This is a genomic window from Pseudoalteromonas sp. NBT06-2 (assembly GCF_002276045.1).
Taxonomy (GTDB): Bacteria; Pseudomonadota; Gammaproteobacteria; order Enterobacterales; family Alteromonadaceae; genus Pseudoalteromonas.
The window spans coordinates 1-23,937 of record NZ_NQMR01000102.1 but is presented as its reverse complement, the minus strand read 5'-3'; the positions used below and the strand labels follow the sequence as shown (position 1 = coordinate 23,937).

The 23,937-nt window shown below is 35.2% G+C and carries 23 protein-coding genes and 1 pseudogene; 8 read left to right on the top strand and 16 right to left on the bottom strand.

Translation table 11 applies throughout. The features are described from left to right. Nucleotides 1-554: 554 nt before the first annotated feature. The 3 genes from CJF42_RS17835 to CJF42_RS17825 form a co-directional block, all read right to left on the bottom strand. Complete coding sequence (locus CJF42_RS17835) at nucleotides 555-1,568, bottom strand: ABC transporter permease (protein ID WP_095367973.1); 1,014 nt, start codon at nucleotides 1,566-1,568, stop codon at nucleotides 555-557. Further along, complete coding sequence (locus CJF42_RS17830) at nucleotides 1,561-2,463, bottom strand: ABC transporter ATP-binding protein (RefSeq protein ID WP_095367972.1); 903 nt, start codon at nucleotides 2,461-2,463, stop codon at nucleotides 1,561-1,563. Before CJF42_RS17830 ends, CJF42_RS17835 begins: the two co-directional genes overlap by 8 nt. Nucleotides 2,464-2,649: 186 nt before the next feature. Further along, the gene (locus CJF42_RS17825) at nucleotides 2,650-3,009 is read right to left on the bottom strand and encodes a glutaredoxin family protein (protein ID WP_095367971.1); all 360 of its coding nucleotides are present in this window, start codon (nucleotides 3,007-3,009) and stop codon (nucleotides 2,650-2,652) included. A gap of 301 nt (nucleotides 3,010-3,310) precedes the next feature. Between CJF42_RS17825 and CJF42_RS17820 the strand changes: the two are divergent. Next, nucleotides 3,311-3,886, top strand: a pseudogene (locus CJF42_RS17820) (DMT family transporter); the annotation flags it as partial. Here the strand turns inward: CJF42_RS17820 and CJF42_RS17815 are convergent. From CJF42_RS17815 to CJF42_RS27605, 4 genes are all read right to left on the bottom strand, one after another. Next, entirely contained in the window at nucleotides 3,859-4,380 is a 522-nt protein-coding gene (locus CJF42_RS17815) for a class GN sortase (RefSeq protein WP_252097653.1), read from the bottom strand. The pseudogene CJF42_RS17820 and the gene CJF42_RS17815 overlap by 28 nt on opposite strands. A 73-nt stretch (nucleotides 4,381-4,453) precedes the next feature. Further along, the gene (locus CJF42_RS17810) at nucleotides 4,454-6,520 is read right to left on the bottom strand and encodes a marine proteobacterial sortase target protein (protein WP_252097652.1); all 2,067 of its coding nucleotides are present in this window, start codon (nucleotides 6,518-6,520) and stop codon (nucleotides 4,454-4,456) included. Nucleotides 6,521-6,583: 63 nt separating this feature from the next. Further along, on the bottom strand, nucleotides 6,584-7,342 hold the full coding sequence (gene pdsO / locus CJF42_RS17805) for a sortase-associated OmpA-like protein PdsO (RefSeq protein WP_095367967.1): 759 nt from the start codon (nucleotides 7,340-7,342) through the stop codon (nucleotides 6,584-6,586). Nucleotides 7,343-7,488: 146 nt separating this feature from the next. Next, complete coding sequence (locus tag CJF42_RS27605; protein ID WP_170940649.1) at nucleotides 7,489-7,629, bottom strand: hypothetical protein; 141 nt, start codon at nucleotides 7,627-7,629, stop codon at nucleotides 7,489-7,491. Nucleotides 7,630-7,915: 286 nt separating this feature from the next. Between CJF42_RS27605 and pdsR the strand changes: the two genes are divergently transcribed. The 5 genes from pdsR to fdhD all read left to right on the top strand — a co-directional run bounded on the left by pdsR (nucleotide 7,916) and on the right by fdhD (nucleotide 14,031). Next, a complete protein-coding gene (gene pdsR, locus CJF42_RS17800) occupies nucleotides 7,916-8,605 on the top strand; it encodes a proteobacterial dedicated sortase system response regulator (RefSeq protein ID WP_095367966.1) in 690 nt (229 codons plus the stop codon). Further along, the gene (gene pdsS / locus CJF42_RS17795; protein WP_095367965.1) at nucleotides 8,605-10,728 is read left to right on the top strand and encodes a proteobacterial dedicated sortase system histidine kinase; all 2,124 of its coding nucleotides are present in this window, start codon (nucleotides 8,605-8,607) and stop codon (nucleotides 10,726-10,728) included. The genes pdsR and pdsS overlap by 1 nt, the downstream gene beginning before the upstream one ends. Before the next feature lie 153 nt (nucleotides 10,729-10,881). Further along, on the top strand, nucleotides 10,882-11,670 hold the full coding sequence (gene hutG / locus CJF42_RS17790) for an N-formylglutamate deformylase (RefSeq protein WP_095367964.1): 789 nt from the start codon (nucleotides 10,882-10,884) through the stop codon (nucleotides 11,668-11,670). A 171-nt stretch (nucleotides 11,671-11,841) separates the two neighbouring features. After that, complete coding sequence (locus tag CJF42_RS17785) at nucleotides 11,842-13,203, top strand: formimidoylglutamate deiminase (protein WP_095367963.1); 1,362 nt, start codon at nucleotides 11,842-11,844, stop codon at nucleotides 13,201-13,203. 15 nt (nucleotides 13,204-13,218) lie between these two features. Next, complete coding sequence (gene fdhD / locus CJF42_RS17780; protein ID WP_095367962.1) at nucleotides 13,219-14,031, top strand: formate dehydrogenase accessory sulfurtransferase FdhD; 813 nt, start codon at nucleotides 13,219-13,221, stop codon at nucleotides 14,029-14,031. A 16-nt stretch (nucleotides 14,032-14,047) separates the two neighbouring features. Here fdhD and CJF42_RS17775 read toward each other — a convergent pair whose 3' ends face one another. Continuing rightward, nucleotides 14,048-16,381: an FdhF/YdeP family oxidoreductase gene (locus CJF42_RS17775; RefSeq protein WP_095367975.1), complete on the bottom strand. Its 2,334-nt coding sequence runs from the start codon at nucleotides 16,379-16,381 to the stop codon at nucleotides 14,048-14,050. A 194-nt stretch (nucleotides 16,382-16,575) separates the two neighbouring features. On the opposite strand from CJF42_RS17775, the gene CJF42_RS17770 reads away from it, so the two are divergent. Beyond that, the gene (locus CJF42_RS17770) at nucleotides 16,576-17,160 is read left to right on the top strand and encodes a HutD/Ves family protein (RefSeq protein ID WP_095367961.1); all 585 of its coding nucleotides are present in this window, start codon (nucleotides 16,576-16,578) and stop codon (nucleotides 17,158-17,160) included. Nucleotides 17,161-17,208: 48 nt separating this feature from the next. Further along, nucleotides 17,209-17,694 (top strand): ferredoxin-type protein NapF, encoded by a 486-nt coding sequence (gene napF, locus CJF42_RS17765; RefSeq protein ID WP_095367960.1) that lies wholly within the window; start codon nucleotides 17,209-17,211, stop codon nucleotides 17,692-17,694. An 81-nt stretch (nucleotides 17,695-17,775) separates the two neighbouring features. Here napF and CJF42_RS17760 read toward each other — a convergent pair whose 3' ends face one another. The 8 genes from CJF42_RS17760 to CJF42_RS17725 form a co-directional block, all read right to left on the bottom strand. Then, nucleotides 17,776-18,360 (bottom strand): NapC/NirT family cytochrome c, encoded by a 585-nt coding sequence (locus CJF42_RS17760; RefSeq protein ID WP_095367959.1) that lies wholly within the window; start codon nucleotides 18,358-18,360, stop codon nucleotides 17,776-17,778. Between the two features lie 14 nt (nucleotides 18,361-18,374). Beyond that, complete coding sequence (locus tag CJF42_RS17755) at nucleotides 18,375-18,848, bottom strand: nitrate reductase cytochrome c-type subunit (protein ID WP_095367958.1); 474 nt, start codon at nucleotides 18,846-18,848, stop codon at nucleotides 18,375-18,377. Between the two features lie 12 nt (nucleotides 18,849-18,860). Beyond that, a complete protein-coding gene (napA, locus tag CJF42_RS17750; protein ID WP_095367957.1) occupies nucleotides 18,861-21,347 on the bottom strand; it encodes a periplasmic nitrate reductase subunit alpha in 2,487 nt (828 codons plus the stop codon). Between the two features lie 47 nt (nucleotides 21,348-21,394). Then, nucleotides 21,395-21,703 carry a chaperone NapD gene (locus CJF42_RS17745; RefSeq protein ID WP_170940648.1) on the bottom strand — a complete coding sequence of 103 codons (309 nt, stop codon included), beginning with the start codon at nucleotides 21,701-21,703 and terminating at the stop codon, nucleotides 21,395-21,397. 16 nt (nucleotides 21,704-21,719) lie between these two features. After that, the gene (locus CJF42_RS17740) at nucleotides 21,720-21,866 is read right to left on the bottom strand and encodes a TIGR02808 family protein (RefSeq protein ID WP_095367955.1); all 147 of its coding nucleotides are present in this window, start codon (nucleotides 21,864-21,866) and stop codon (nucleotides 21,720-21,722) included. Nucleotides 21,867-22,217: 351 nt separating this feature from the next. Next, on the bottom strand, nucleotides 22,218-22,727 hold the full coding sequence (locus CJF42_RS17735) for a DUF3087 domain-containing protein (RefSeq protein WP_095367954.1): 510 nt from the start codon (nucleotides 22,725-22,727) through the stop codon (nucleotides 22,218-22,220). A gap of 181 nt (nucleotides 22,728-22,908) precedes the next feature. Then, on the bottom strand, nucleotides 22,909-23,115 hold the full coding sequence (locus CJF42_RS17730) for a cold-shock protein (RefSeq protein ID WP_042147503.1): 207 nt from the start codon (nucleotides 23,113-23,115) through the stop codon (nucleotides 22,909-22,911). Nucleotides 23,116-23,555: 440 nt separating this feature from the next. Next, nucleotides 23,556-23,937: group II intron maturase-specific domain-containing protein (locus tag CJF42_RS17725; RefSeq protein WP_286203507.1), on the bottom strand; the 382-nt coding region annotated here is incomplete at its 5' end.

Sequence of the window (23,937 nt, the reverse complement as noted above, 5' to 3'; positions counted from 1 at the left end):
AAGCTGATGCTCGTAAATATGATTTAATACAACTTAATGCTACTGGAGTTATGCCTCAAATAGCGCTATACCCATGTTACTTCAAAATACATGTTTCAAAGCTATCTGAGCGAGCTCAATTTAAGGCCTGTTGATGCAAGAATATAGGCACTTTTCAAACCAACACAACGATGAAGTGAGTTTACTCAGAAGCTCAGCCTTGGCAAGTTTAAGCAGGATTTATGCTGCGTTATTAATTTTGATAAGGGAACAACCATTATCTTCAATTAATGCCTTACCTAAATCCTGTTTAATTCTCGCTGAAATCACGCATTTTGAGGTATCATGGGTATATACTGGCTTATACGATTAAAAGTATGAGGATAACACTCATTAGGCGCTCTTATGCCCTTGCTACTTGGCAATACAGGCTTCAGAACTTGGGTAGGATACGAGTACAAGGCATGATTTGTAATTTATAGATAATTCCCTATTGATAAATCATAACGCCGTAATCGTTTTCTACCCAAACTCCCGTAAATAGGTCGTTTATTTTATTCTGCGACATGAATCTTTTATCTCGCTTGACCCTGCCATCTAAATAATAAAGACCCGCTAATTAGAAAAACACCTGTCATTATCAGTAAAGCAATTATGTGGCTTTTAACTTGCCATAAAGATGCACCATCTAACATGATAGATCTTGCAGCCTCTAACATATGCGTAAGAGGAATTAATTGTGACAAAGTTTGAATAAACTCAGGACTACCCTCTAATGAAAACCACACTCCAGATAACATCATCATAGGCCATGAGGCGACATTTAACATACCTCCAGTGAACTCTTCAGATTCTGAGCGCGCTGCTATTAACAGTCCTAAAGAGATTAGGCTCACAGTACCTAATAAAGCGATAATAAATAAATCTATTAAGCTACCCAAAATATAAAAATCAAAAATCAAGTTACACCCAATAAATATGCCTGAACTTAATGACATAACAATCAATAGTCTAGAACAGACCTGTGCGGTTAAAAATTCAATAGGTCTAAGCGGAGTTGCATGTAACCTTTTCAAAACTGAATTTTTACGGTAGCGAACAATCACATAACCCACTCCAAACAAACAAGAAAACATCATATTCATTCCTAAAATTCCAGGAACGACCCAATCTAGATATCTAATTTCTTTGCCTTCGATAGCCTTTCTTTGGTAATTAGGGCTAGACGCTAACAATAACTTTTCAGTTATATAACCTGAACTTGAAGATTGATTTACCCAATAAGTTTTCTGTTCGAAATCAACTAACAAGTCAATTTTATGTTGTCTGAGCTTATTCATGGCAAATGATTTCTCATCATAAGATACAAACTCTATATGCTTTAATGTCATTACCTTATGATTATTTGAAGTTTCAATTATATCTGTCAATACGCCAATTTTATACAGCGCTTTACGATCACCTGAAAATATAAAAGCAAAGCCAACAACCAATAAAATAGGGAAAATCAAATTCCAAGCAAGTGCTGCGCGATCACGAAAAAACTCATAATTTCTTGCTATTAGCACTGCCAAAAATCGCTTAAACATTGTTAACTCCTTCTAAGCCATGACCTGTTAACTTTAAAAATAAGTCATCTAAGTTCGCCGATTTAACCTGTAACCCATCAAGAGAGATACCTTGATTAATTAATGCCAGTAAACTGGTCTGAATATCTAAGCTTTGGATTTGAGCACTTTGTTGTACAAACTGCACATTAAAGTTTTGTAATACAATACTGTTATGTGCATCAATATTTTGTTTAGGTAATTTAATTAAAGCACCACTAAAATGCTGCTGTAACAATGATTCAGGTGTATCTAATGCGATGATTTTACCTTTATCCATAATGGCTATTTCATCACATAAATATTCTGCTTCATCCATATAATGTGTTGTAAGTAATATCGTTTTTCCTTGATCTTTAATTTTATTCACTAAATCCCAAAATAACCTACGACTATGGGGATCTAATCCTGTAGTAGGTTCATCAAGAAATACGAGCTGAGGATCATTGATCAAAGCTAATGCTAATAATAACCGTTGTTTTTGCCCTCCTGAGAGCTTTCTATGATCTTGATTAATAAACTCATCTAACTGACATAATGAGATTAAATTTTTTATGGGCAGTGTTTTTTCATAAAATGCCGAAAACATTTTTAAGGTTTCAATAACTGTAAGATGGTCTTGTAATGCCGTATGTTGAAATTGAATACCAAGCTCATGATATATATTTTTATCTATCGGTTTACCTTGATATAAAATTTCCCCTGAAGTGGGCTTTACAATGCCTTCTAACATTTCTATTATTGTTGTTTTTCCTGCACCATTAGGCCCTAATAGGCCAAAACAAATACCTTTTTTAACTTTAAAACTCACTCCATCAACGGCTTTATTTTTTGAAAAATATCGTTTTAAATCTAATACCTCTAATATTTCAGACACTAATTCCTCAACTATATATAAATACAACTATAAGTATTTTATATAGGAGAAAGTCAGATAAAGGAATATTTAAATTTAAAAGAGTGGTTTGTTTTAAAATTAGAAAGGAAGTCTAACTAAGTGATAACGAGCAGATTAAAAAGTGTTAATAAAAGATAATAGTGGGTTATCAAGCCCACTGAATCACTAGGCAACTTCTTTTTCTAAGAAGCTAATAATATCATTTGATTCGTAAAGCCAAGTTACGTCATTACCATTTACGATACGTAAGCATGGTACTTTTACGCGACCACCTTCCTCTAATAAAGTTTGGCGATGTAATTCATCTTTTTTTGCATCTATTGTTTCAATGTTTAAAGCATTACGTTTCATTGAACGGCGTACTTTTACGCAAAACGGGCATGCTTTATATTGATACAAAGAAAGGTCTTTTGTTTTTTGATTAATCACTTCTTGCTCTTGAGGAGTACGCTTAATACTTTTCGGTGTGAAGATAAAATCTAATAATAAAATAATACGACCTAAAACCCAACGAACTAACTTCATTTAAACACTCCTAAAGCAAAATTAAGCGCGCATTTTAACCATATTATAATAAATTGCAAAGTTCCTCTTTAAATAAAGAGTAATTTTAAACTGTCAAGGTTATTTTTTTTCTGATTATACCCAAGCTACTTGGAAATGCATGATTTCAGCGGGAGTTTATCAAGTGGCTTGGATATATACTCGTCAATTCATTTGAAATACCTCTAAAGTTAGCGACTTAATAACTCACTTCATGAGAATTAATTTCACCAATATGAATTTTATTGGAACTTACTTTTACTATAATCTCTTCACTTGTTGAATTTCAAAAACGATTATGACTGGCTTTGGTTTTTGCATTTTAGGCGGTATCGCTTTAACATTATTTTCACCTGAATCAGAGCACGCACCCAATCCTGTATTAGGCAATGCATTAGAATTTGTCGCAATACTATGTGCTGCTTATTATGCAGTGAGTGTTAAACACTTATCAACTCGATATTCGCCACTATCTCTAATTGCTTTACAAGGACTCACAGGTACGTTATTTTTTACGCCTTTTTTATTTTTTATTGATTTACCAAATCAGTACAACGAAAAAGTAGTTTTTAGTATTATTTACTTAGGCACCTTTGTCACCTTTGGTGCCTACGGTATGTATAACTACGCCATATCAAAAGTATCCGTACTGACAGCTGCCGCATTTTCAAATTTGATTCCTGTATTTACCCTTATGTTATCAGCAATTCTTTTGGGGGAGTTTTTGAGTTTTGAACAATGGCTGAGCGTTATCATAATATTTATCGGTTTGATAGTCAGTCAAAAACATAAAGCGATAAGTAATGATAAAATTATATATCAAGACAAAACTCAAATAACAACAGATTCAACTAAGTAACGCTGTTCTGTTCCCGATGTTAAGCTATTAAACGGATAGCATGTCATTAAATATAAACGATTAGCTGCTGTTGCATCTAATCGTAAAAATGAAGTATCGGATTGATGAATAATACTGATATTACTCACCTGATACGTCATTAATAAACCACTCCCAAGCGTTAATTTATATGTATCACCTAGCTTTAATTTAGATAAGAATGCGAAGTTTGTATCGTTATGCCCGGCTATTAGACTCGTATTTCCCGAATCTGTGTTTTCAAGTGTTCCTAGTTTTGCAGTAGGTAGTAAATGAGCTGCACCAAAAGCTAAATTCCGTTCAGATGCATCCCAAAGGATATATTCTTCAACATTGAGTTGTGGTATTTCTAATTTAGCAATCGGCCAAGTATCGGCATAAAACCAAGGTTTAATTCTCTTGTCGCCTCCTTGTTCAACATTTGATTGCCAAGCTTGCGCAATCAAATACTGTGCAAGCTTGGCTTTTACCTGCATATAAGCCCCCAAGCCTAACTGCCATATTCCCAGACAAAGTAATCCTGTTAATAAAAGATTTTTAAAGCTTATTTTATTTTTTTTCATGGACTTGGTATTTAAAATAAGCACCGAACAATAAAATTACCATTAAACCAAATAGTATTTTAATTCTGCTTTGACCATCTGTTTGTGGCAAAGTAATATTTTTACTCGCCATAGTCCAGCCTGCTGGGCGCATGCCTTCAACTTTATACGTTTCTTTTGCTTTATTAGCTATCTCTTTTTCGCTTATGGGGCCTGAATCAATCGCAATAAAAGCGGTATATGGACTCAGTATATGGTGCTTCAGCGCTAAATCTAATACTTGCTGTTGAGTATTTTGATCCCTTTTTTCATGGCTATTTTTATATAGTAATAATGATTTAATTTTTTGTCTTGCCCAAACTCTGGATATTGAATCTCCTTCCTTCATTTTTGTTGTGGTAAGTTTAACTTTAAACTCACCATTGACACTTTGCCCAATTACATTAATTTCCTTTTGATCTTGATTGAGTTTTACAGCAACCATTAATGGTTCTGAAAAGTATAAATCTGGAATAGGTCTGGGCCAAAAATCCATGGTTTGTGCACTGTCATCTTCAAGCCTTAGACCTTTGAGCGCAGGGTTTTTTAACTGCTTTAATAACAACTGCATTTTATGTCTGATCTCAGTATTACTGCCTATAAATGTGAAGCTCCCCCGACCAATATCTGCAGCGCGTCGCATAAAATGAGTATTAGGTGCTGAACCTATACCAACAGTAAATAACCGATTGGTGCCTAATGTATTATTAATTTGCTCAAATACCTGCTGTTCATTACCTATACTGCCATCAGTCATAAAAATGACTTGCCTTAAATAATTTGTTTGCGTTTCACCTTGTAATACTCGCTTAAATGCTTTGGCTATTTCTGTGCCACCATCAGCATCTAAGTTATAAACATATTTTTTTGCGTGTCTGAGATTAAAGTCCGTTGCGGGGATCGCATGCTCACTTAAAGCACTGACATTACTATTAAATTCAACAATGTTAAAACTATCTTCAGGCCTTAAATCTGCCAGTGCTAAAAACAATGCCTGCTTTGCTTGTTCCATTGAACGGCCATGCATAGACCCTGAAGTATCCACAACAAATATCAGCTCTCTTGGCAATTTTTTTTGTGACTGAAACTCACTTGCTGGCGGCATTAACATAACAAGTGCGTATTTATCAATGTTATCACCTTTTTTGAATTGCTCTGTAAAAATCGCAGCTTGAATTTCATTACCTTGCTCAGGCTGCCAACGTAAAATGAAATCTCTATTTGCTAACGTTTTATGCGCTGCCAATGTAATTTTATACTTACCTATATCTTGATTTTCAACATCAATTTGATGATAAGGTGATTTGATATCAGCTAAAACAAAACCTGCATCTAACGCGATATTTAAAGAGATTTTATTTATCGGCTCATTATTTAACAGATTATCTGACGTAATATCAGCTATTGGCTTTAAGTTTTCTTGAAATAACCAACCTGAGGTTAAATCACTATCAAATTGCATTGTTTTAGCTTGATACCGAGGCGCTACAACCAGTGGAAAACGCAAGAAAAACTCATTATTTTTATAACTTAATACTTGTTGGTAACTTATTTTAATTGTGATTTGCTCACCTGGAGAAATATTAGCTATCTGGCTCACAAAAACATTAGCTCGCTTTTGTGTGATTAAGCTGGCTTTTTTACCCTGTTTTTGTGCCTGCTTATATATTTTTTTTGCTGTTTGTTTTTCTTTAATTTCACCTAAAATTGTTCTTTCGCCTATTTTCATTTCTAGTTTATAAACTGCTGACTCATCTGGTAAAGGGAATACATAACGGGCATTTACTCCTTCATAGTGTTCATTTTTAAATGTTTGAATTACATCAACTTGATTTATTAGACCCGATATTTTCATATTTGCATGGCTGCTTAATAAAATAGCTGAGTTAACTTTTTTACCGTTTAAGTCATTTAACTCAAGCCTAGGCTGCTCAAAATCAGAAGCATTAGCCGATTGGGTTAATATTAAGGTAAGTAAAAAAAGGCTGGTTTTACACAATATTGTAAAACTTAACGCTTTAGCAAGTGTCATCATAAGGGAACCTTTAAATTGAGGCGATGATACACCTCAATCCTAAACTCTAATTTAAATGGCCAATTAATACTGATTGCTTGCTGTTTGAGAGTTCGAATGAGCATTTCTTGCTTTAACCGTGACACGACGGTCAAAGAAATCACCTTCATAATCGGTTTTTTTCGCTACAGCTTGGCTTTCTCCAAAAGCATGACTATTCAAACGTGTATGTTCGACGCCTTGCTTTATTAAAAATTGCTGAACTTGGGCTACTCGCGCTTTTGAAAGTTTTAAATTAAAATGCGCTTCGCCTCTTTGATCTGCAAAACCATTTAAATCAATTTGAATATCAGGGTTCGTTTTCATCACTTGAGCGAGTTCAGTTAACTGCTTTGCAAAATGTGATTCTATTTTTGCAGAACCGGTTCTAAACTGAACTGTCATTGCCATTAAATTATTGATACGTTGCTTTTGAAGTTGTGATTTTGCAAATTCAATGTCTTCTAATTGCGTTTCTAGCTGCTCAGTTTGAGCTACTAATGCTTGATAATTTTTTGTTTTATATTGCATCGCCACTAATTGCGTTTTTTGTGATGATATTTGTTTATCTTGCTGAGCAAGTTCATCTTTACTTACTTCAATTTTACCGATTAAAGTACCTGTAAATGCACCGATAAATGCACCAATTGGACCACCAACTACACCACCTATTAATGCACCAGTGCCCAATCCTATTGCTTCTTCTTTTTGCATTGCATTTTTTTTAATGCTTGCCGCTTGTGATGAAGATGAAGTTGCACAAAGTGCTAATACTAATGCTGTTGTGATAATTGATTTTTTCATTTTATTTACCTCAATGTTTAAAATTATTTAATTGGTTGGTTGTGCTTGGTTGATGAATTAATTAAAACATTGAGTTCTGGCGATAAAATGGATGAAAAATGGCAATCCAAAGATCAATTGTGGCAAAAAAATGGCAATGTGCTTTTTTACATTTTATTAATAGGTAATTTAGGTATATACCCAAGCCACTTCAAGATGTGAGGTTCAGGACTGCTGAGCAATTCATGATCTAGGCGCATCTTTGCATTAATGGTTACTCCCTTAAAAAAAGATGGAACAACGAGCATGATTTGCTCAGAAGTCCCTGTAAGGTTGGTTTATAAATACTTTATGCAGCGTTATTGATTTTGAAAAGGGAATAACCATGTTCTTCAATCAATGCCTAGCCTAAAGTATTTCTACTTCCAACTGAATCCTGCATCTTGAAGTGGTTTGGGTATAGTTATAAAATATTTGTTGAGAATGACTTAACGACACATCTTATGCCTCACATTTGGCACGCTTATCTATTTGCAGAAATCTCGCATTTCCATAGCATAGGTATAAAACATTTAAATATAAAAAGAAATCGCCATGAAAAAAATAGCCATTATTGAAGACGAAACAGCCATTAGAGAAAACTATACTGAAATGCTAACCAAGCAAGGTTATCATGTCAGTGGCTATGCTTCTCGCCCTGAGGCAGAAATAGCCTTTAATGACGCTTTGCCAGATTTAGCCATTATTGATATTGGATTAGGCGATGAGATTGATGGCGGTTTTGCTTTATGTCAATCTTTACATTCACGGTCTAAAACTTTACCTATTATTTTTTTAACCGCCAGAGACAGTGAAATAGACACTGTATGTGGCTTAAGAATGGGCGCAGATGATTATTTAACTAAAGATATAAGCCTACCACACTTAGCTGCTCGCATTGCTGCATTATTTCGTAGAATGGAAGCTTTAGAAACTCCAGCACTTGAAGAAAATATTATCACTCGCGGGAAGTTGAAAATTGATAATAAACGTATGCAGGTTTTTTGGTTGGATACGCAGTTAGATCTTACGGTCACAGAATTTTGGATGGTGCACTCGTTAACTCAACGCATAGGGCATGTAAAAAGTAGAAATGAATTAATGAATGATGCCAAAATTTATGTTGATGACAGCACGATTACATCACACGTAAAACGTATTCGTAAAAAGTTTATAAAACTCGATCCTGAGTTTGACTGTATAGATACAGTTTATGGTATGGGATATCGCTGGGAGCAAATTTAATGCGATTTGGTTTACGCAGTCAGTTTATTCTGTTGTCATGTTTTTTAGCTTTATTACCTTGGTTAGGATATGAATATGTATGGGAAATGGAAAAGTATATACGCCAAGGACAAGAAAAAACCTTAGTTGGTACCACACGTGCTCTTGCAACTGCGTTACATGAAAGGCCAAAATTATTTGATCATCAAGCGAGCTTTTTAGAGCAAGTAGTAAAAGGGCGCGATTTATACGCATATAACTTACCTAGTCGCATACAATTAGATGGCAAATTACATGATTGGAAAACCTACCAACCGTTATTTTGGCATTACGATAAAAGTTATTTAACCCCAATTAATCTCAATCACAGTCCAAATGATTTATCTTTTACGCATATGGTGGGTAAATACGATAACTATCTATACGCTGTATTTAAAGTGAAAGATGATAATATGCAGTATCGCGGTACTAATAGCCTTAGCATTACAAATAATGATTATCTTAAAATTGCTTTAAAGAATCCCGATAACCAAATTTTAAACTATATTATTGCACCAAAAAAAGATGGTTGGATCACCGCTTATGAAGCCACTTCTTTAACACCTATTTCAAAAATCCAAGGACATTTTTTAAAAACACAAGCAGGCTACAATATTGAAATTCGTATGCCACTTAACATGATAGGAAACAAGCTAGGATTTGCGATTGTTGATAAAGACAACAAAAATACGCCAATCAAAACAATGTCCACCTCAAATCTGCAAGATTTAACACAATTAGGCTCTGTATTACTGCCCTCCCCTGAAATTGAACGTATAATTAGAGGCATGGGACATTCTGGTAGTCGGATTTGGGTAGTAGATAATCACCATCGAGTGCTAGCACAATCAGGAAAAATTCAAGATGCTGACGGTGTTTGGTCCCAAGAATCAATTGAAGATCCTAGTAAAATAAGTAAATGGCGCCAGTTTGAAAAACAATATTTACATCCGTTATATTATAAAATTTTAACAAAACCACCAGCAGAGTTTATAGATACCTTAGTTGATGTTACCTCATTACAAGGCAAGCATATTGAATCGGCTTTAGCGGGTGAACCTCAATCTAGTTGGTGGCTCACACCAGATAAAAAGGCCGTTATTTTATCTGCAGCTTATCCTATTTGGATTGATGATAAGGTAATGGGCGCTGTGATTGCAGAAGAAACAACAAATGGCGTACGTACGTTAAGAAATAAAGCACTAGAAAAGTTATTTACAGTGATCTTAACCGTGATGCTTATTGGCACCTTAACTTTATTCTTTTTTGCCTCTCGTATTTCAAGCAGAATTAGAACTCTCAGGGATGCTGCTGAAGCCGCCATAGATCCACAAGGTAGAATATTAGGCGATATTAAAGGCTCAAATACCCAAGACGAAATTGGTGATTTATCGCGTAGTTTTGCAAATATTGTTGGTCGATTAGGCGGTTATACACATTATTTAGAAAATATGTCATCACGCTTATCTCATGAACTAAGAACGCCTGTTGCTGTTGTAAGATCTTCTCTTGAAAGCCTACAATTACAAAATTTAGACGCTGAAACTCAAAAATATATTGAGCGCGCAACCGATGGCGTACATAGATTAAATAAAATTATTACCACTATGAGTGAAGCGACTCGATTAGAGCAAAGTATTCAAAGTGCAGAACCTGAATCATTTGATTTAACCAAAGTTATTTCAGGTTGTATGCAAGGGTATCAAATGGCTTATCCTGATAAACTCTTTGAATTAAGCCTTTATGAAGAGAAGAAGATCATGCAAGGTGTACCAGAATTTATAGCACAACTATTAGATAAATTAATTGCCAATGCAGTAGAGTTTTCAGACGAAAGTACACCGATTAAAGTTGAATATTTAGTAGAAGGTCAATTAACCCAAATTACGGTTATTAATCAAGGTCCGCTTTTACCACCCGAAATTGGAGAGCATATTTTTGATTCAATGGTATCTGTACGAAGCCAATCTCTACAGAAAAAACCACATTTAGGTTTGGGTTTATATATCACAAGATTAGTAGCTGATTTCCACAATGCAAAAATATCAGCTAATAATTTGGAATCTCATGACGGCGTTGCATTTAAAATTGTTTTCCAACAATAAAATCAACGTTTTATATTCCCGTGCAACTTGGAAATTTAGCATAAATTATCCCTATTAAATGGTATGATAAATTTGGTTGTTTTCTCTAGTCATGATAGATTATAAGATAACTTGTATATACAAGTTATCTTATTAAACAACAAGGGTTATAAAATGGCATCAAGTTATACGCTCACTAAAGGTAAAATCCCGTTATTAATCAGCATGCCACACAATGGTGAAGCCATTGCTGATGAAATAAAACATACTATGACAGAGGTCGGTATTAATGTTACTGATACTGACTGGTATATGGATAAACTTTATGATTTTGCAGAAGAACTTGGTATCTATGTTATTAATCCAAAATATAGTCGATTTGTAATCGATTTAAATCGCGATCCAAATGGTGTTAATTTATATCCAGGACAAAATACCACCGAACTTTGTCCAACAACTGCTTTTGATTTATCACCCTTATACTTAGAGGGTATGAAACCAAATGAAGCTGAAATTAAGCGTCGCGTTGAACTTTACTGGCGTCCATATCATCAAGCAATTGAAGACACATTAAATCAAATGAAACAAGAGTTTGGTAAAGCGGTATTACTTGAAGCACATTCAATTTTATCTCATGTACCACGTTTTTTTGAAGGTCAATTGCCCGATTTTAACTTTGGTACAAGTGATGGCGTAAGCTGTGATAAGACATTAATATCACAAGTTGAAGCACTTAATTTTTCTCCTTATTCTAATGTCACTAACGGTCGTTTTAAAGGCGGATTCATCACTCGTCATTTTGGTAAACCAGAGCAAAACATTCATGCTTTACAATTAGAGTTATCACAAATTACTTATATGAATGAACCAAGTAATGAATACAACGAAACAAAAGCAGCTGAAGTAAAACTAAAGTTAAGAGCGCTAGTTGAAGCTTTGGCTAAATTTGCTCAAAACAAATAAAACTTCCCTAGGTCAATTTATTTCCTAGGTCTGATTGAGAAGTGTAGGGTTTTATTAGCATCGCTCTACTATTTTATTAATAGTGACACAACTAATAAATAACCCTCGATTTATTAATGCCACAAGGTGGCCTAAATAGAAATGCCTAGCAGATCTATAAAGAGTTAAATAATGAAATTATACGCACATAAAGTATTGCTCAATAATGGTTGGGCAAATGATAAAACACTCACTATTACAAACGGTGTGATTACAGAAATTACTGATGGTCAAGATACTGATGCCCAAATGACTAATGGTGCTGTTATTCCTGGCATGGTGAACTGTCATTCACACGCTTTCCAACGTGCTTTTGCAGGTTTTAGCGAACAAGGTAGCGAAGGACAAGATAGCTTTTGGACATGGCGAAAAATCATGTATCAGTTTTTAGATCAATTATCAGCTGATGATGCACAAGCTATTGCCAGTCAATTATATATCGAAATGCTAAAAATGGGTTATACGCGCGTTGCTGAATTTCATTATTTACACCATAAAATTGACGGGAAAAACTATACACCTCTGGCCACTATGGCAGAGTCAATTTTTAAAGCCGCAAAAACATCTGGTATAGGTTTAACTATGTTACCTGTGATGTATCGTTTTAGCGGATTTGGCCCTCTTGAACCAAATGATGGGCAAAAACGTTTTATCAACTCTGTAGAGCAGTTTAATCAATTAGTCACTGATTGCTTTAGCTTAACTAATGAATATAACAATACAAATGTAGGTATTGCACCACACTCATTACGTGCTGTTGATAAAGATTCATTACACAACGCAGTAAATCATGTGCGTAGCTTAGATAATAAAGCACCTATTCATATTCACATTAGTGAACAACAAAAAGAAGTTGATGATTGTTTAAATCATTATGGAGAACGTCCAGTTCAGTGGTTATTAAATAATGCTAATTTAGATGAATATTGGTGTTTAATTCATGCTACGCACATAGACGAAAATGAACGAAAAGGTATTATAAAAACCGGAGCCATTGCCGGTATTTGTCCTACTACTGAAGCCAATTTAGGTGATGGTATTTTTCCAACTACTGAGTTTTTAGCTGAAGAAGGTACTTTTGCCATTGGCTCAGATAGTCATATTTCAGTTAACCCTATAGAAGAGTTACGTTGGCTTGAATATGCACAACGTTTAATTAAACAGCAACGCGCGATTTTAGCAACTTCAGAGCAAGCTTCTGTTGGCCTCAATTTATGGCAACGTGCTGCACTTGGTGGCGCACAAAGTACAAATAGTAATACAGGTAGCCTAGAAATTGGCAAACAAGCTGATTTACTTGTATTAGATGCTAGTCAAACTAAATTATTTGCTAACAGTGACAAAAATTTATTAGATAGCTTAATTTTTGCAAGTCAGAAAAATCCAGTTCAAGATGTTATGGTAAATGGTACTTGGGTAATTAAGTCAGGCAAACATGTGCATGAAGAAATATGTGCAGATAAGTTTGCTAAAATTCTAGAAAAAAATGTATAAATATAAAGGTCATAAGTGAAGCAATATCAGAATAAAAAAATCCCTACGGGTTTAATCTGTGTATCGCGACAAATATGCGATGCACAATTAAAACAAAATTCTGATCTTGAAAAAGATCTTGTTATAGATGAACAAGCAATTGCTTTTGTTTATAACGGGATCTCTCATGCAGTTATGATGGCGACACCTTGTGATCTTCATGACTTGGCCCTTGGTTTTAGTTTGTCTGAAAACATTATTGATCAAGCAATTGATTTATTAGACCTAGAGCTCAAAAATAACTCTCATGGTATTGAACTTAATATTACAATCAGTTCAAGAAAGTTTGCGCTTTTAAAGCAAAAACGCAGAACGCTAGCAGGTAACAGCGGCTGTGGTTTATGTGGTATAGAATCATTGCAACAAATAGATAAACAAAGAACTCCTTTAGCGCAATACAAGCCTATTCAATTTAAAGTCATTGAAAATGCCTTAATTCAATTTAAAGCAAAGCAAGTGTTAAACTTACATGCTGGTGGTGTACACGCAGCCGCTTTTTGTGATTTACAAACTGGTCACATTAAACTTATTCGAGAAGATGTTGGTAGGCATAATTCGCTTGATAAGCTCATTGGTGCTATCAATAATAATGGACTTACTCATTCAAGTGGGTTTATTTTAGCTTCAAGTCGAGCAAGCTATGAAATGGTCGATAAAACCATAGCTGCTAATATAAATCACTTAGTTACAATTTCTGCGCCCACTAGCAAGGCAATAACACATGCAAAACAATGTAATTTAAACCTAATAGGTTTTGCGCGTACAGGTAGGCATGTAATTTATAATTAACGCTTTAAAGGGTTAATTAAATGATTCGGTTATCTACCGCTTTTGTCAAAATAACCGGTATAGATTTTGATGTTGGCGTAAAAGATCGATCACCATAGCTATCTAGCGGTACTAACGGGTTAGTTTCAGGATAATATGCAGCTAAGTTATCTCGTGGAATGTCGTAATAAAACACTTTAAAACCACTGACACTTCGCGTTTGGTTATTATGCCAAATAGAAGTGACATCAACTAAATCACCATCATCTAAACCTTGTTTCTTTGCATCTTTTTCATTAATAAATAAAACCTTTCGTTCATTCTCTACACCCCGATATCGATCGTTCATACCGTAGATCGTTGTATTGTACTGATCGTGGGAACGTAAAGATTGCAAAGTAAAGATCTTCTGATGCTTTTGAGCATTCTCTTGAGTAAGTTCATCTATATTCACATGCATTAAATGTTCAGGTAATTCATTTGCTGTGAATTGCGCCTTTTTTGATTGAGTATACCAATTCTTATCTGCTGCACTGTTGCCCAAATAAAATCCGCCAGCTTGCTTTAATTTAGTTTCAAAGTCATCAAAGCCATCTACAACATTTGATATTAACGCTCTGATTTTAGTGTAATCATCTGTCATGGATTGCCAATCTATAGCACTATCAACTAATGTTGTTTTTGCGATATTAGCGACAATATTCGTTTCAGAACGAATATCCTTTGAAAGTGGCTCTACCTTACCTTTAGAAGCATGCACCATAGAGAAAGTATCTTCAACGGTAATCTTTTGCTCACCACTTGCTTGCCTATCAATTTCTGTACGACCTAAGCAAGGTAAAATTAACGCGTCTTTTCCTATCAATAGATGACTTCGATTTAATTTTGTCGAAATTTGCACATTAAGCTCAGTGTTATTTAAAGCTTGATGGGTTTGCTCTGTATCTGGTGCCGCTTGTGCAATATTACCGCCCAAACAGATAAGTACTTTACTTTTTTTATTTAAAAAAGCATTTAAGGCGTAATACACATTATGACCAAAGTTTTTTGGCATATCATGTTGTGAAACCAGAGCTTGTTTATTTAAGAAATCTGCTGGTGGCTTTTCGTTAATGCCCATAGTGCGATTACCTTGCACATTAGAATGGCCTCTTACAGGGCATAAGCCTGCACCAGGCTTACCTATATGACCTTTTAATAATTGTAGATTAACCAACTCTTGAATTGTTGCCACTGAATGCTTATGTTGCGTTATACCCATAGCCCAAGTACAAATAACACACTTAGCTTGTAAATATACCTCTGCTGCATTGGTGATTTGTTGTTGTGTTAATCCTGATTGTTGTTCTATGGTTTGCCAACAACTATTCTGGACTATATTCGAATAATCTTCAAAATTAACGCTGTGCTGATTAATAAAATCAGAATCTATGATCTCAGGTAAGCCTTTAGCTAAATTATCTTTATTTTTAGTTAAGATAACTTTAACCATGCCTCTGATCGCCGCCATATCACCACCTAGTCTAGGAGTATAATAAGCATGACTAATTGTTGTAGCACTAGGTGTTAGCAGTTCAATCGGATCTTGCGGGCTAGCAAATCGCTCTAACGCCACTTCTTTTAAATTATTGAATGTTACTATCTTACAACCATTACGAGCAGCTGAGCGTAACGCATTCATCATTCTAGGATGGTTAGTACCTGGGTTTTGACCAAATACAAATATGGCATCAGCTTTATCAAAATCTTCTAATATTACAGTACCTTTACCGATCCCGATAGTTTCTTTTAAAGCAACACCACTGGCTTCATGGCACATATTAGAACAATCAGGAAAGTTATTAGTACCATACATACGACCAAATAATTGATATAAGAATGATGCTTCATTACTCGCTCGACCAGATGTGTAAAATTCAGCTTGATCTGGGCTTGATAATCCGTTTAAGTGTTCTGCAATGAGTGAAAAAGCACTTTTCCAGCTTACCGCTTCATATTTATCGGTATGTTTATTATATTTTACAGGTTGTGTTAAGCGTCCTTGATATTCAAGCCAATAATCGCTTTGCTTTAATAATTGACTCACTGTATGTTCTGTAAAAAATTTAGCATCAACTTTTTTAGAGGTAGACTCCCAAGCTATGGCTTTAGCGCCATTTTCACAAAAATGTAAAAAACCTTCTTGTTTATCACCCCAAGCACAACCAGGACAATCAAAACCATCTTTGGTATTCGCTATTAATAAACTCTTAAGATTTGTTTGCGGCTGTTGACTTTGAATAATATGCTTTAACGTTGATTTTAAAGAAGAAAACCCACCTGCTTTGGCGGGTTTATTATGGGGCGATTTATTTGAATTATTATTTGTCATGTTATCCACAGAACCAAACCTCAACCATTAAAAATATTTATAAGTACAAAACAATCAACAAGTCTTTACTTACACGCTTGATTGTACCATTTAGCAGTATGTAGTCCAATTTAACAGATAACTACAAAACAATAAAATGATATGCGAAAATGCCACTCTAATTTGTAAGCTTAATAATCTAAGGCTCCAAGAATATGAACATCAATATTAAAACACCTGAACAATTCAAAAATGTACCTTGGAAAAATGGTAAAGGCACAACAACAGAATTAGCAATAAATAAAAATGGCTCATTAGATAATTTTGATTGGCGCATAAGCATTGCCAGTGTCGCTGAAAATGGCTTATTTTCTAATTTTTCAGGTTACACAAGAAACCTGACATTAATAGCAGGAAATGGTATCGATTTACACCATTACCATAACGATGTATCAAAAACTCACAGCTTACAAAGTATTTTAGATGTATCTGTTTTTGATGGCGGCAGTGCGACGACAGGTGAATTACATAAAGGTGAGATTTTAGATTTTAATGTGATTGTTAAAACTGATAAATATGCAATAGAAACAATTAATAATGTCACTCTAACCCAAGTTTCATTGGAAGCTGAATATGACTACTTTGTTTATTGTTTAGCTAATAATGCTAAGCTGATACAAGATGAGGAAGTAATCAATGAGCTTGCTTTAGGTCATTTAATGCACATTACCGATCTAACTGATAACAATATAAAATTATCTGGTGAAATGTTGATTACCATCAAACTTAAACATAAATAATTAACTACAATTAAAACAGCCTTCTTTATAATTTAAAGGTAAAAATTCATGGTAATTGATCATAGCCGTCGTGCTTTTTTTAAAGCTAAAGCAAATTCTCCCTTGAGACCCCCTTATAGTGGTAATGAAGATGCTTTCCTGGAAGCTTGTACCCAATGTCATAAATGTACTGAAGTCTGTGAAACAGGTATCATAAAACAAGGTGCTGGTGGTTTTCCTGAAATCGATTTTGCTATAGATGAATGTACTTTTTGTGATTTATGCTCTGAGGTCTGTCAAACTAAAGCGTTAAATAATAAGTTACAACCCGCTTTTAATAATCAAATATCAATTGCGAGTAATTGTTTAGCGGTAAATAAAGTCCATTGCATGTCGTGTAAAGATGTATGTGAACCTGAAGCGATTAAATTTGATTTATTTAAAGCTGCACTCCCAACTCCTGAGATTACTTTAGCGGATTGTACCAGCTGCGGAGCGTGTGTTTCAGTATGCCCACAAAATTCAATTGAAATTAAACCTAGCCAAATTTTATAACCTCCCATTTAATTAATTTTTCTACAAAAAAGCCACTACAAGCGGCTTTTTTGTGTGTGATTTTAGCTTATTGCGGCAATACTAGTGCCAACCTTCAACATCTTTCATATCAGGTAGTTCATGAGCAATTCCTTTATGACAATCTATGCAAGTTTTCTCACCTGAAGCGAGTGCCGTTGAGTGCATTTTCACACTGCGACTACCTTGCTCCGAGAAATCCATATATTCAAAGTTATGACAGTTTCGACATTCACGAGAATCATTATCTTTCATGCGTTTCCATTCACGTAAAGCCATAGACTTACGATGTTCTTGAAACTTGTCTCGTGTATCAATAATACCCGTTATCTTACCCCAAACTTCTTTACTTGCTGCGATTTTACGAATAATTTTATGAGTCCAATCTTTTGGTACATGACAATCTGGACACGTTGCACGCACACCAGAACGATTAGCATAATGAATTGTCTCTTTGTATTCTTGATAAACATTATCACCCATTTCATGACAACCAATGCAAAACTCTTCAGTATTCGTCAATTCAAGAGTGGTATTAAATCCCCCCCAAAATATTACGCCACCAAAAAAACCTAATGCAATTACGAAACCTACCGCAGCCGAGGTCGGTGTTTTAAGTATTAGCCATATTTTTTTCAACATATTCATATTTAAATCCTATGCTATTTATAGCTCAACGATTTAACTGCTTTAAAATCATTTTTAACTAATGGCTTAGCATCAACTTGAGGTACATGACACTGCTGACAGAAGTAACGACGAGGTGATATATCTGATAAAGTCATACCATCACGAGTTTCAAAATGCGTCGGGCTTACTTTTGTAGCACCCACTTTTTTTGCATACTTCCAACCATGACAAGATAGGCATTTGTTAGACTTTAAATCTACCTTATAACCACGGATCTGATGAGGGATCACCGGAGGTTGGTGTACATAATTACGTTCAACAACATCACGATCTTTTAGTACACGTTTCATTTTATCCGATTGGCGCGTTTCATTTAATTCAGCCTTGCCACGTAAAGATTCAACGCCACCATTATTGACAAAAGTATCTATGGATGAATCATCTTTTTGTGCAACCGCATTTGCCACAGCACCTAATAATACTAAACCGGTTATTAATTTTTTCATATTAATGCTCCCTTACACTTTACGTACTTTAACAGCGCATTTTTTGTAATCGGTTTGTTTTGACAAAGGATCCGTTGCATCTAAAGTGATCTTATTGATCAACTGCCTTGCATCAAACCAAGGAACAAATACTAAACCAACCGGCGGTCTATTCCTGCCACGTGTTTCTATGCGACTTTTCATCTCACCACGGCGAGATTCAACCATTACTTCGTCTCCACGACGTAAATTACGTTTCTTAGCATCATCGGGGTGCATAAATACCAATGCATCAGGGAAAGCACGATATAATTCAGGAACTCGCTGTGTCATAGAACCTGAATGCCAATGTTCAAGTACACGACCTGTACATAACCACATATCATATTCTGAATCTGGTGCTTCAGGAGGTGCTTCATAAGGAGCTGAAATGATTAATGCTTTACCATCTGGTTTACCATAACACTCGAAGTCCTTTCCTTTTCCTACATAAGGATCTGAACCTTCTTTATAGCGCCATTTAGTTTCAACTCCGTTCACTACAGGCCAACGTAGACCTCGAGCTGTGTGGTACATTTCATATGGTGCTAAATCATGGCCATGACCACGTCCAAATGCAGCATATTCTTCGAATAAACCTTTTTGTATATAAAAACCACAATCATGTGCATCATCATTAATCTCTTGAGCTTCTTCAATTGGGTAAGCATCAACATTGCCATTACGATAAAGTACATCGTACATGGTTTTACCACGAAGATGAGGTGCCTTAGCCAGCAACTCTTGCTCCCATACATCTTCAATTTTGAAGCGTTTAGAGAATTCTATTAATTGCCATAAATCAGACTTAGCTTCACCAGGTGCTCTTACTTGTTGAAACCAATGCTGTGTACGACGTTCAGCATTACCATAACAACCTTCTTTTTCTACCCACATAGCAGTAGGTAAAATAAGATCGCCGGCCTGACATGTCACTGTTGGGTATGGATCTGATACAACGATAAAGTTTTCCGGATTACGATAACCAGGAAGGGTTTCTTCATTTAAGTTTGCAGCTGCTTGAACATTGTTATTACACATAACCCAGTAAGCATTTAACTTACCGTCTTTAAGCATACGATTTTGTAATGCAGCATGATAACCTGGTTTTGCTGGAATTGTACCTTCTGGTAGCTTCCAAATTTTTTCAGCGTAATCACGATGTTTTTTCTTCTTAACAACCATGTCAGCAGGTAGACGATGAGAGAAAGTTCCGACTTCACGAGCTGTCCCACATGCTGATGGTTGACCAGTTAAAGAGAATGGACCGTTACCCGGTTTTGAAATTTTACCTGTTAATAAATGAATATTATAAACTAGGCTGTTCATCCATACACCACGAGTATGTTGATTCATACCCATAGTCCATAATGACATTACTTTCTTTTTTGGATCAGCATACATTTTTGCCATTTCTTCAAGCTTATTGGCTGGAACGCCTGAAATTTCAACTGTTTTTTCTAGCGTATATTCGGCAACTTGGTTTTTATACTCTTCAAAAGTAAGATTGTTAATTTTACCTGAGTCAACATTTTTAGCTGCTTTTTGTAGCTCATGCTCAGGTCGTAAACCGTAACCAATATCTGTTGTTACTTGTTTAAAGTGAGTATGCTTTTTAACAAAATCCCAGTCTACAGCATCATTTTGAATGATGTAATTTGCAATATAATTTGCAATAGCTAAATCTGTATTGGGTGTGAAAATCATACCGTTATCTGCTAGTGCAAAAGAACGGTGTTTATAAGTTGATAATACATGGACGCGGACATGCGCGTGGCCTAAACGGCGATCAGTTAAACGTGACCATAAAATAGGGTGCATTTCAGCCATATTAGAGCCCCAAAGCACAAAAGTATCTGCTTGCTCTAAATCATCATAACAGCCCATTGGTTCATCAATACCAAAAGTACGCATAAACCCACCAACAGCTGAAGCCATGCAGTGACGTGCATTGGGATCTATATTATTTGAACGAAAACCAGCTTTCATTAATTTAACAGCAGCATAGCCTTCCATTACAGTCCATTGACCTGAACCAAACATACCTACCGAGGTTGGGCCTTTTGCTTTAAGTGCTGATTTAAATTTATCAGCCATGACATCAAAAGCCATATCCCAACTGACAGGATGGAAATTGCCTTCTTTATGGTATTGACCATCTTTCATTCTCAGTAACGGCTGAGTTAAGCGGTCTTTACCGTACATAATTTTAGATAGGAAATAGCCCTTGATACAGTTTAGGCCTTTATTTACCTCTGCATCAGGATCGCCCTGAGTTGCAACCACTTTACCATTTTGGCTACCAACAAGAACACTGCATCCTGTACCACAAAAACGACAAGGTGCTTTATCCCATTTGATTTTACTTTCAGCTGAATCAGTGATTAGATTTGATGCTGATGATGGAATGGCAACACCAGCTGCTACTGCAGTAGCAGCAATTGCATTTGCTTTTATGAAGTCACGTCTTGATTGATTCATAACTTCTCCTCCTGACTAGTGATATCGATCTTATAAATCGATATAAACTATTTAAAATTAACATTACCGTCATTATTTTTTGCATGAGGTACCAGCCCAGCATCGTTATGGTGGAAAATCAAAGATGCATCAAGCACCCCTTCTATTACACTTAACTTAGTAATAATGTCGACGACATTCTTTTCTTTATCTGTTGCTTCAACGGTCACAACCATACTGCCATCATCGCTGATTTCATGCACTTCGGTACCAGGAAATACATTTAGCTTTTGAGCGATGATTTGGGTGTTTTGGGGAAATGCTTTAACGAGCACTCCAGCAATATGAACAGGTTCTTGTTCTAATAAGTTAATCACGATTAATTTACCTGTTTTAAATTTTTGAATGGATAGATTTAGCGCCTAGCATTTTCAAAACAAATAATGAAACAGCAGCCACTCCAGTAAAACCAATAATAAATATTGTTGGCATTGCCAAATAACCTAATACGGTCCAAATCATTGACTCTAAAGCACTCATTTAACGCTCCTATCTGATGGAGTTATCTTGTAATTACAGTTTAGGTTTTGTAACAAAAAGCACCTTGATTTAGATCATACTTTTTAATAAACCTTACTAAATTCAAGTATGACAAGCGATAATGACAATCAATTTCATTTAAAAGTGTTTTAATATGAAAATTGAATATAGCTAAGGATAAAAAAGAGATTTTCAGTTAAACCTCTTCTCGATTAGGGGTAATAGACTAATTTGGATTAGTTACAAACTTAAAGTAGAATTTTATTTAAACTGACAAATTTGAAGGCTATAAGAGCATTTTTAACAATCACGTGTAAACAAAGCACTCAACCGTTCCGCTTCAGTATTTTTCTAATTAATAGAAGACAAAGTATGTTGATCGTATAAATTAATATCTAATACTAGATTATATTCACTCGCCTTAGCATCAAGTTCAGCTTGCCAGATAGTAAGTTCATCTTGCGTAATATTGTTATCGTCTAATTGCCATAATTGGCGAGAGCCTGCATAAAAAAAGTTAAGTGCTTGCATTGCGTTAACATCACCGCGTTCCACACCTTGCCTTACTTTACGCATTTTCCGTGAAATTTTATTTAATGCTTGTTTTAAATCCCATACATAAGCAACTTCATGCATAAATTCATGTGTTTTGTATTTGATAAGTTGTGTTCCTATCAATAGACTCGTAATAACGACGCCTATCAAATTCCAATGGAAATGACTGCCTGTGTCAGATGGAAACAATGCAATTAACCCCTGCGCAATACCTAAGCTACCGATTGTTAATCCGACAATGCAAACGATAATCACACGGTTTAAATGTGCCCGATATCTTAATTTATCCACCTCAATTAATGTCATTTATTTTCCAATATGTATATAGGTGACTATCCGTATGTATTTTATAACAAACAGTGGAATGAAAGCTTTGATTTCAATTATCAACAAACACAAAAAGGGCATACCCGAAGGTAGCCCCTTTGTCTTAGCATTAAGAAAACTTAAAACTAAGTAAGTTACTAATATTAGCTTAAGCTAATAATTAGATAGCTTGGATGTTCTCAGCTTGAGGACCTTTCTGACCAGTAGTAACTGTGAAAGATACACGTTGACCTTCAGCAAGAGTTTTAAAACCATCGCTTTGGATTGCAGAGAAATGAGCGAAAACGTCAGGACCATTTTCTTGCTCGATGAAACCAAAACCTTTAGATTCGTTAAACCATTTTACTGTACCAGTAGTTGTAGACATAATAGTATCCTATTTATTTAAAGTAATATAAGCCTTGTATAAGGCGGTTTTGCTAAAAGTGTTACTTCTTATGTAAAACAGGACGAAGTTGTAAAACATACATCGAAATGGTGTTGCATAATCTAAAACGAACTTTCAAGCTGCACGCAGTATATACCATAATGTTTAGCAGTCAAACACTAAAGTCTTGTTAAATGCCAAGTTTCAAATTTTTTTAATTATTTTTTACAACATATGAAATTTTTATCGTAAAAACTATCTCATGTGTCAATTTACTAGCCAAATTTGAAGTGCTTCGAAATCGAGTGGAGTGAGGCTTATGCCTCTCATAGAACCGTACGTACGGACCTCGTATACGGCTCCTGTAATTTACTATTTATTAATAAAAAAAAGCAAGAACACCCATTTTCACTTCGTCTATTGAATATAAACCTATACTTTTAAACCACTGATTTGACATTGCATAGCTTGCTAACGGACTTGCGCCATGAGTTAATTTTTATGGACTTGAATGGCGGTTTGTACTTGAGTTGTTTAAGACGACGATGTAATCTGTTCGCCTTCTTCCACAACCTCATTTGTACCGCTCGCAGTCTACGTATTATCCAGGCCCCAAGGCTTTTCAGTTTACTCCTAATATTGGCTATTTTGAAGTAGTTTACAAACCCTCTAAGTACTGGATTCAATTGCTTTAGCACTGTCGCTAAATTCACTCCTCCATTACGCTTAGTGAGTTGCCTTACTTTCACTTTTAATGTTTTAAGTTTCTTTTCTTGAATCCCTGTGTAATTTATAAAAATCTCCACTCCCAAGAATTTTATA

Excerpts from the sequence above, each read along its gene's own strand:
- CJF42_RS17835 (WP_095367973.1), bottom strand. The coding sequence starts at position 1,568 with ATGTTTAAGCGATTTTTGGCAGTGCTAATAGCAAGAAATTATGAGTTT.
- CJF42_RS17825 (WP_095367971.1), bottom strand. The coding sequence starts at position 3,009 with ATGAAGTTAGTTCGTTGGGTTTTAGGTCGTATTATTTTATTATTAGAT.
- CJF42_RS17815 (WP_252097653.1), bottom strand. The coding sequence starts at position 4,380 with ATGCAGGTAAAAGCCAAGCTTGCACAGTATTTGATTGCGCAAGCTTGG.
- CJF42_RS17810 (WP_252097652.1), bottom strand. The coding sequence starts at position 6,520 with ATGATGACACTTGCTAAAGCGTTAAGTTTTACAATATTGTGTAAAACC.
- pdsO (WP_095367967.1), bottom strand. The coding sequence starts at position 7,342 with ATGAAAAAATCAATTATCACAACAGCATTAGTATTAGCACTTTGTGCA.
- CJF42_RS27605 (WP_170940649.1), bottom strand. The coding sequence starts at position 7,629 with ATGCTCGTTGTTCCATCTTTTTTTAAGGGAGTAACCATTAATGCAAAG.
- pdsR (WP_095367966.1), top strand. The coding sequence starts at position 7,916 with ATGAAAAAAATAGCCATTATTGAAGACGAAACAGCCATTAGAGAAAAC.
- pdsS (WP_095367965.1), top strand. The coding sequence starts at position 8,605 with ATGCGATTTGGTTTACGCAGTCAGTTTATTCTGTTGTCATGTTTTTTA.
- hutG (WP_095367964.1), top strand. The coding sequence starts at position 10,882 with ATGGCATCAAGTTATACGCTCACTAAAGGTAAAATCCCGTTATTAATC.
- CJF42_RS17785 (WP_095367963.1), top strand. The coding sequence starts at position 11,842 with ATGAAATTATACGCACATAAAGTATTGCTCAATAATGGTTGGGCAAAT.
- CJF42_RS17775 (WP_095367975.1), bottom strand. The coding sequence starts at position 16,381 with ATGACAAATAATAATTCAAATAAATCGCCCCATAATAAACCCGCCAAA.
- CJF42_RS17770 (WP_095367961.1), top strand. The coding sequence starts at position 16,576 with ATGAACATCAATATTAAAACACCTGAACAATTCAAAAATGTACCTTGG.
- napF (WP_095367960.1), top strand. The coding sequence starts at position 17,209 with ATGGTAATTGATCATAGCCGTCGTGCTTTTTTTAAAGCTAAAGCAAAT.
- CJF42_RS17760 (WP_095367959.1), bottom strand. The coding sequence starts at position 18,360 with ATGAATATGTTGAAAAAAATATGGCTAATACTTAAAACACCGACCTCG.
- CJF42_RS17755 (WP_095367958.1), bottom strand. The coding sequence starts at position 18,848 with ATGAAAAAATTAATAACCGGTTTAGTATTATTAGGTGCTGTGGCAAAT.
- napA (WP_095367957.1), bottom strand. The coding sequence starts at position 21,347 with ATGAATCAATCAAGACGTGACTTCATAAAAGCAAATGCAATTGCTGCT.
- CJF42_RS17740 (WP_095367955.1), bottom strand. The coding sequence starts at position 21,866 with ATGAGTGCTTTAGAGTCAATGATTTGGACCGTATTAGGTTATTTGGCA.
- CJF42_RS17735 (WP_095367954.1), bottom strand. The coding sequence starts at position 22,727 with ATGACATTAATTGAGGTGGATAAATTAAGATATCGGGCACATTTAAAC.
- CJF42_RS17730 (WP_042147503.1), bottom strand. The coding sequence starts at position 23,115 with ATGTCTACAACTACTGGTACAGTAAAATGGTTTAACGAATCTAAAGGT.